Genomic DNA, 7,506 nt, shown 5'->3' on the forward strand with positions numbered 1-7,506 from the left:
TAAAATTATAACCAAAACATATCAACACATTGACCTTTCATAAACAGAATCAGTTAAAAAAAGTTCATATTGGACTTTAATTAATTTAATAATTTATTGTTTATTAAAAAAAAATGTGTTTTTATGGAACAATTTGTAGAAAAATTACAAGAAGAAGTAGAGCTTTATCTACAAAAGAATGGCGGCCGGTTGAACGACAACCCGGCAAAAACAAAAAACGGAATCTTCCTGTTGGAAGACATATTCCGGAGATTAAAATCATTTGTCGTCGAAGAGTATGAATTCAAGAGTACAGAAGAGGAAATCAAGTTTTTCAAGGAACATAAGCCCGGGCTTTTCAGCAACCTTATTTTCTACAGGAAAGTAAATAACCTGGAGATGAACCGCCCGACAGGCGGCAAAAGAGTCCGGCAGGAATATTTCAGGAAAGAGTTGGAGAATATTAATGATTACTTTAACAAGAATAGGGATTTCTACCATTACTACCGTTCCGGCAACACCTTTATGGATGAGGTATTCTTTTTAAGAGGCCAAAATCCGGAAGTTCTCTTAAATCTGGAAACATTCTATTTTGAAAGAGACCCGCTATTCTCAACCAACTGTGACTTTAAGGTAGCCAAGATATTGGCCAATGACATGCTGGAATCCTATATAAGGGAAGAACTGGATAAACTTGAAGATAAGGATTACGGACTCAAGAGCCTTTTCCAGCCAAAGCAAAAGCTGACGTGGACCGGCAATAAGGCCGACCTGATAGAGTTGATTTACGCGTTGATAGAGGCTAAAGTCTTCAACCATGGTAAAGCCTCATTGAAAGAGGTTGTTTGCTATTTTGAAAATGTATTCAATATTGAACTGGGCACAAACCCGTCCCGCACATTTATTGAATTATGTCTCCGCAAAATACAAACGGCATTTATAAACAGATTACAGGATTTATTATTAAAAAGGATGGAAAAAGAAAATAAGAAAAAAGACAAAAAGTAATTACCTGATAGAATAATCATATTTAATCAGGATCAATTTGTTTCTGACTCTACTCTTTAAACAAAAACTGGTAACTTTTGAAAACAAATGGGAGAGAAATGAGAATCAAATCGCTGTATCTATATATAGCGTGGATTATCGTTTTTCATTTGTGGGCATACCAGTGCCTTGTTTAAAAAACATGATGTCCACGCTATTTTTCCAGCGTTACTTCAAAATCGAAATACCCGAAGAATAAAATCTGATTAACTTCTACTAATAGGCTTTATACAAGTAATATAATATAAATTTAGCCCAACTTGGGTAATACAAATAACCCAGGGAAAAGACCTCCTTATTTTACCACAAAAACGAAATTACCAGTAGTTTCCTTACCTCCAATCCCCATCTCTCAAGCAACAGGAAGGATATACAAATATTCTTATCCCATTAAACCGTTGTTATCCAACCGGTAATATACCAATGTAAAAAATAGTTCACCCAAGTTCTGAATACGGCTTTTTCAAATAGCGGAACTTTGCCCTGTCTGAAACAAAAATGTAGATAGCTATGGAAATAGAAGAAACCAAATTCGATAAAAACATGGAGCAGCTACACACACGCATCGATGAGGTGCTGAAACTGCTGAAAGCCAAAAACCGCCTGAACGGCGAGACGATACTGGATAACCAGGACCTGTGCGTCATGTTCAACCTGACCCCGCGAAGTTTGCTGCGTTACCGGACCACCGGGCAACTGCCATTTATCAGGGTTGGAGGCAAACTGTTCTATTACGAGTCGGTCGTGCGGGACTTTATCGACAAAAAGGAGCGGGACAAGCCGGGCAATAGGGATGAAGAAGAAACCGTATATCAATAACCCTTTTTTCATTATTCATATTTGCAGTTTTGCAATTATCAGTTAAACACTATTGGGGAGCGCTTTGCTGCGACAGCAAGACGCTTTTTTTTACCGGTTTTCAAAAAAAGGACGACATGACCGGACAAACGCTACCACCAGCCCCCAAATCGATATCCGCTTCATTATTTAGTCATATATTCGTCCCCGGAATAATTATCCCGCCTGGATTTTTCAGGATTTATTCCGAAATAGAAGGTCTGCCGGTTGTGGAAGACCATGTAAAAACAAAAGAGGCTTGCCTCTGCTAATTATCCAAATTATCCAACATTATGAAAGAAAAACTAAAAGACCGGGAAGTCCTTCTGGTAAAAGAAAAGGACAGTAACAAGTTACAGGCAGTAACAGGCTTGAATGAAGACGGCACTCCCAGTACCGTCAAGCCCGAACAGAAGAACGAACCCGATTTCCTGAAGATCGACAAGCACGGCGACGCGTTGGAAAACTTTATGTCCAATTTCCTGAGCCAATGTAAAGACCCTACACACTTCCATTTCTTCAAAGTCCCCCTGAACGCGTTGGGTAATGTAGTAGACGTATTGAGCGATATGCTCAAAGACCCCGAAAACCCGTCCAATAAAAAGTTTATAGATGAAATCCGGGTATTGCCCGAAGCCTTCGCTAAAAAGCCATATGAGGCCATCGACGAATCCCGTATCGACTGGTCCCAGTTCGAAAAGCTCGGGATAACCAAAGATATGATCGATAAAAATTCGTTGGATAAAATGCTCAACTGGCAGAAAACCCCGGTGCTGTTACCCATCAAAGCTGAAATCGGCGATACGGTTATCCGCACCGACGCCCGCCTGTCGCTCCGGGAGGCCGAAGACGGCAAACTGGGCCTGGTCGTCCATGCCGTGCGTAAGGAACCGCAACTGGATGGTTATGTATACGGCACGCGCCTGAGCGAAGAAGATAAGCAGAACCTGCGCCAGACGGGACAAGCCGGACGTTTAGTCGAGATAGAACCCGCCAAAGGCCAGAAAATGCAGGCATTCCTGTCCGTAGACAAACTAACCAACGAACTGGTAGCCGTGCGAGCTGACAGGATAAAGATACCGGATGAAATCAAAGGCGTTGCCCTCAATGAGCAGCAGAAGAAAGACCTGTCGGAGGGCAAAGCCGTGTATCTGGAAGGTATGACCTCAAAAAACGGCAAGGAATTTAACGCGACTGTCCGGATCGATGCTGATAAGAGAAGCCTTGAGTTTAAATTCGATAATGCCAACAAACTATCCCAGGAGCGGCAACAACAGGATAAACAAACCCAGTCCCATCCGCAGGAGCAAAAATTCCGTATCCCTGCCAAATTATTGGGCGTCGAACTCAGTAAAGAACAGCAACAAAGCTTACGGGAAAACAAAACCATCTATGTAACGGGGATGCTTGATAAGAAGGGCGAACCCTTCAATGCCTATATCAAGGTAAATGCCGAGAAAGAGAAGCTGGATTTCTTTAAATGGAATCCCGACAGGGCTAAGAAACAGGGAGCGGAAGTCACTCCCGACAACAACAGCAAGGCGCAGGTCGCCGTTAACTCCGAAGGCAAAACCAATGAAGCGACCAAGAAGAATGAAGAACCGCTCAAACAGGGGCAGACCCAACCTACTGAGAAGCAACAGCAAAAACAGGAAGAAAAGAAAGTTGTAAAATCCAGAGGAATGAAATTCTAATGTGCCAATATGTAAATTAGCCAATTAGCATATTAGCCCATGTGTTAATTCAATAACAAGTCACGGGTTATCCGGAAGAGTATGCCATTCTCATATTTGAGAATTGGCTAATCTACTCATTATTTAATCTTCAAATTTACTCATTAACTTATTTTCAAATTAAAAAACATGATAGCTATAATAGCAGAAAAGCCGAGCGTAGCCCGCGAGATAGCGGCTATTGCCGGAGCCACCAATAAAAAAGAAGGATACCTGCAAGGAAATAATTACATGGTCACCTGGGCATTGGGGCATCTCGTAGGACTTGCCATGCCCGAAGAATATGGGATCACAGGCTTTGTGAAGGAACGCTTGCCTATTATCCCCGATGCTTTCCGCTTAGTCCCCCGGCAGGTTAAGTCCGGTAAAGGCTATAAATCCGACCCCGGGGCATTGAAACAACTAAAAACTATCGGATCCGTATTCGATAAATGCGACAGCATAATTGTCGCCACCGATGCCGGACGTGAAGGGGAACTTATCTTCAGGTATATCTATTCGTATTTAGGTTGTACCAAACCGTTCGAGCGTCTGTGGATAAGCTCTCTTACTGAAAAAGCCATTAAGGACGGATTGAACAACCTGAGGCCGGGCGCGGATTACGATAACCTGTACCATGCCGCCAAATCCCGCAGCGAAGCCGACTGGCTGGTAGGTATCAATGCATCGCAGGCATTGAGTATCGCAGCCGGACAAGGGATTTTCTCTCTGGGGCGGGTGCAAACACCGACACTGGCAATGGTATGTTCCCGCTACCTGGAAAACAAGGACTTTGTACCTGTTCCTTTCTGGGAGTTGCGCCTGGATACCTCATACGGCAACCATGCATTCTCTGCCTTTACGAAAGACCGGATAGAATCCCGCAGCATAGCCAAAGAGCTGTTTGAAAAGCAAAAACAGCAGGAAACCGTAATTGTGCAGAGTGTCGAGATGAAAGAAGTAAAGCAGGAGCCGCCATTGCTGTATGATTTGACCACACTGCAAAAAGAAGCCAACAGCAAATACGGGTTCTCTGCCGATAAAACACTGTCCATAGCCCAGAAATTGTATGAATCGAAGTATATTACCTATCCCCGTACCGGAAGCCGTTATATTTCCGATGATATTTTTAATGAAATCCCCCGGCTGATAGCCAAACTATCCGGTTACAGTGTATTTGCGGATTATGCCAAAAAGATGGCGGATATGAACCTGAACATCCGTCCGGTAGACGCAAAGAAAGTAACCGACCACCATGCCCTGCTGATTACCGGGTATATCCCGAAAGATATCGGTTATGACGAACGCAAGGTCTACGATATGGTGGCAGGGCGTATGCTGGAAGCATTCTCCGGCCCATGCGTCAAAGACCAGACTGCCATTCTGTTGAATTGCTCCGGCGTCCTTTATGCCGTCAAAGGCTCTGTTACCAAAACAGCCGGATGGCGGGACGTATTTAGTGAGAAAGAAGAAGGTAAAGAGCAGGATAAGGAACTTCCCATACTGACGGAAGGACAGGAACTGCACATTAGCGGAATCCAGCTATTGGAGAAACTGACCAAAGCCAAACCCCTCCATACCGAAAGTTCCCTGTTGGCTGCGATGGAAACCTGTTCCAAAGAGTTGGAAGACGAAGAACAGCGTATGGCTTTGAAAAGTTGCGGTATCGGTACGCCAGCTACCCGCGCGGCGATTATCGAGACATTATTCTCCCGGGATTATATGTACCGGGAAAAGAAATCCCTTGTCCCGACAGAGAAAGGGCTGGCTGTATATAATGCGGTAAAAGACAAGCGTATTTCCGATGTGGAAATGACAGGCATGTGGGAGGATACATTTGTTAAAATAGAAGCAGGCAATGCCGACGCGGGAAATTTCAAAAAGGGAATAGAAGTATATGCCGCACAGATTACCGGGGAATTACTCAATACGGAACTGTCGCTGCCGAAGCATCAATCGATGAACTGCCCGAAGTGTAGCAAGGAAGTTATCTTCTATCCTAAAGTTGTTAAATGCAGCGATGAAGCTTGCGGATTTATGGTATTTACATCACTCGCAGCAAAAAAGCTATCTGATGATATAATACAAACCCTGTTATCCGGTAAGCAAACACCTTTGGTCAAAGGCTTTAAGAGTAAGGCCGGGAAGTTCTTCGACGCCCATCTGGCGTTTGATGAGGACTACAAAGTAAAGTTTGTATTTCCCGATAACAGGCAAAGAAGCAATAAGCCGCCGAAGAAAAAGCAGTAACAACCGGTAAAAGAGCCTGCGGCTCAACAAACGGCGCCTGGGTATCCCTCCCAAGCGCCTGCTAATTATCCAAATTATCCGCATCTAACCCGATATGCCTCCCGGCATACTTTCCGTGTAAAACGCATATGGAAAATCTGAAGTGAGGCAAAGATAGGGATTATTCATTAAAACAAAAACAATTATGAAGAAGCAAAATAATAATAACAATCCGTTAGAACTATCCTACTACCGTCTAACCCTGCTATCCTATCTCAAAGAGTGCCATCCGCATTTGGCTTCCGATATGGATTTTATCAAAACCAGAGCTGATGAAGCATCCGAAGCCTGTTCCAATGCTATCAAAGAAGGATCATCACAGGCCGAAGCCGAAGAGCTGGCGAACTTAACCCTGTTCAGGGGACTACTATTCTCCAAGCATGATACAATCGTCAATGTATTGTGGAACGAATTTGCAGATATTGTCCCGCAAAGTGAGGCAAAAGACTATGTTGTACGCATTTTATCCCAATGTGAGTCCCTGTTCCTGCAATACCCTATATCCGATGAGTTTGCCTATTCGCCCGAATACGGGAAACTCTATACAGAGCTAACCGGATTTATTGACTTATGGCTGGAAGACAATGAGCTATAATAAGAAAGCTCATCTCCGGGCCAATATCGAAGCCATCCGTACCGTCCTTGCCCTCGAAAGGGACGGTCGGGCAGCTACCGATGATGAAAAGCAGATAATGCAGGGCTATTCGGGATTCGGAGGATTGAAATGCGTCCTGAACCCCGCGAACTCCCTGGCTGATACTTCTGCATGGGCTAAATCAGAACTGGAACTGTTCCCGCTAGTAGCGGAACTACACCGGGTAATCAGGGATAACACCCCATCTGAAAAAGAATACAGGCAATACTTCAGCAGCATCAAGAATTCCGTACTCACAGCCTTCTATACACCTCCCGAAATAGTACAAGCTATTGCAGATGCTATAAAAGACAGTGGTATTGAAATAAACCGTTTCCTTGACCCATCGGCTGGCATGGGTGAGTTTTCAAAAGCATTCTCAAATGGCAATGCCGAGAAGTTCTCTTTTGAAAAGGATATATTGACCGGAAAGCTGTTATCACACCTGCACCCGAATGATAAAGTTAAAATAGAAGGTTTTGAAACCATTGAGAACAGGTATAACAATTATTTCGATATGGTTTCTTCCAATATTCCCTTCGGGGATATAAACGTATTCGATGCTGCATTTTCGAAGAATAAAGACGAAGTTATGCGCCAATCGACAAAGACGATACATAACTATTTCTTTGTAAAGGGCGTGGAATCGTTACGGGAAGGCGGTATTATGGCTTTTATTACTTCGCAGGGAGTAATGAACTCTCCCAATAATGAACCTGTGCGTAAATGGCTGATGGAAAATACAAACCTTGTATCGGCTATCCGCCTGCCTAATAACCTCTTCACCGACTACGCAGGAACGGAAGTCGGGAGCGATTTGATTGTGTTGCAGAAAAATACAGGAAAGGAGAAGTTGAACTTCGGGGAAGATTTGTTCATCCAAAGCTCCCAATCCGGTATCTACAACAGTGATTATTTCTATAATCATGGCAGGATTGTGCAAAATAAAGCGTCTATCGGTACAGACCCGTATGGCAAGCCCGCGCAGGTATTCCTGTATGAAGGAAG

General features: G+C 43.7%; 6 protein-coding genes. All 6 read left to right on the forward strand.

All coding sequences use genetic code 11. From position 1 onward, the window contains the following. The first annotated feature begins 123 nt into the window (after positions 1 to 123). Entirely contained in the window at positions 124 to 987 is an 864-nt protein-coding gene (locus BUC12_RS19435; protein WP_062185187.1) for an RteC domain-containing protein, read from the forward strand. A 549-nt stretch (positions 988 to 1,536) separates the two neighbouring features. Then, on the forward strand, positions 1,537 to 1,845 hold the full coding sequence (locus tag BUC12_RS19440) for a helix-turn-helix domain-containing protein (RefSeq protein WP_062185185.1): 309 nt from the start codon (positions 1,537 to 1,539) through the stop codon (positions 1,843 to 1,845). Between the two features lie 311 nt (positions 1,846 to 2,156). Beyond that, positions 2,157 to 3,557 (forward strand): DUF3945 domain-containing protein, encoded by a 1,401-nt coding sequence (locus tag BUC12_RS19445; protein ID WP_062185183.1) that lies wholly within the window; start codon positions 2,157 to 2,159, stop codon positions 3,555 to 3,557. A gap of 168 nt (positions 3,558 to 3,725) precedes the next feature. After that, positions 3,726 to 5,825 (forward strand): type IA DNA topoisomerase, encoded by a 2,100-nt coding sequence (locus tag BUC12_RS19450; protein ID WP_062185181.1) that lies wholly within the window; start codon positions 3,726 to 3,728, stop codon positions 5,823 to 5,825. A gap of 184 nt (positions 5,826 to 6,009) precedes the next feature. Continuing rightward, on the forward strand, positions 6,010 to 6,459 hold the full coding sequence (locus tag BUC12_RS19455; RefSeq protein WP_062185178.1) for a DUF1896 family protein: 450 nt from the start codon (positions 6,010 to 6,012) through the stop codon (positions 6,457 to 6,459). After that, positions 6,449 to 7,506 (forward strand): N-6 DNA methylase (locus tag BUC12_RS19460; RefSeq protein WP_157257603.1); only part of this gene is annotated, 1,058 nt, incomplete at its 3' end. The genes BUC12_RS19455 and BUC12_RS19460, both read left to right, overlap by 11 nt.

It is taken from the genome of Indolivaga macrotermitis (assembly GCF_900128985.1).
Lineage (GTDB): Bacteria > Bacteroidota > Bacteroidia > Bacteroidales > Dysgonomonadaceae > Dysgonomonas_A > Dysgonomonas_A macrotermitis.

Bases quoted from the DNA above. Each gene is read 5' to 3' on its own strand.
- BUC12_RS19445 (WP_062185183.1), top strand. From the start codon at position 2,157: ATGAAAGAAAAACTAAAAGACCGGGAAGTCCTTCTGGTAAAAGAAAAG.
- BUC12_RS19455 (WP_062185178.1), top strand. From the start codon at position 6,010: ATGAAGAAGCAAAATAATAATAACAATCCGTTAGAACTATCCTACTAC.
- BUC12_RS19435 (WP_062185187.1), top strand. From the start codon at position 124: ATGGAACAATTTGTAGAAAAATTACAAGAAGAAGTAGAGCTTTATCTA.
- BUC12_RS19450 (WP_062185181.1), top strand. From the start codon at position 3,726: ATGATAGCTATAATAGCAGAAAAGCCGAGCGTAGCCCGCGAGATAGCG.
- BUC12_RS19440 (WP_062185185.1), top strand. From the start codon at position 1,537: ATGGAAATAGAAGAAACCAAATTCGATAAAAACATGGAGCAGCTACAC.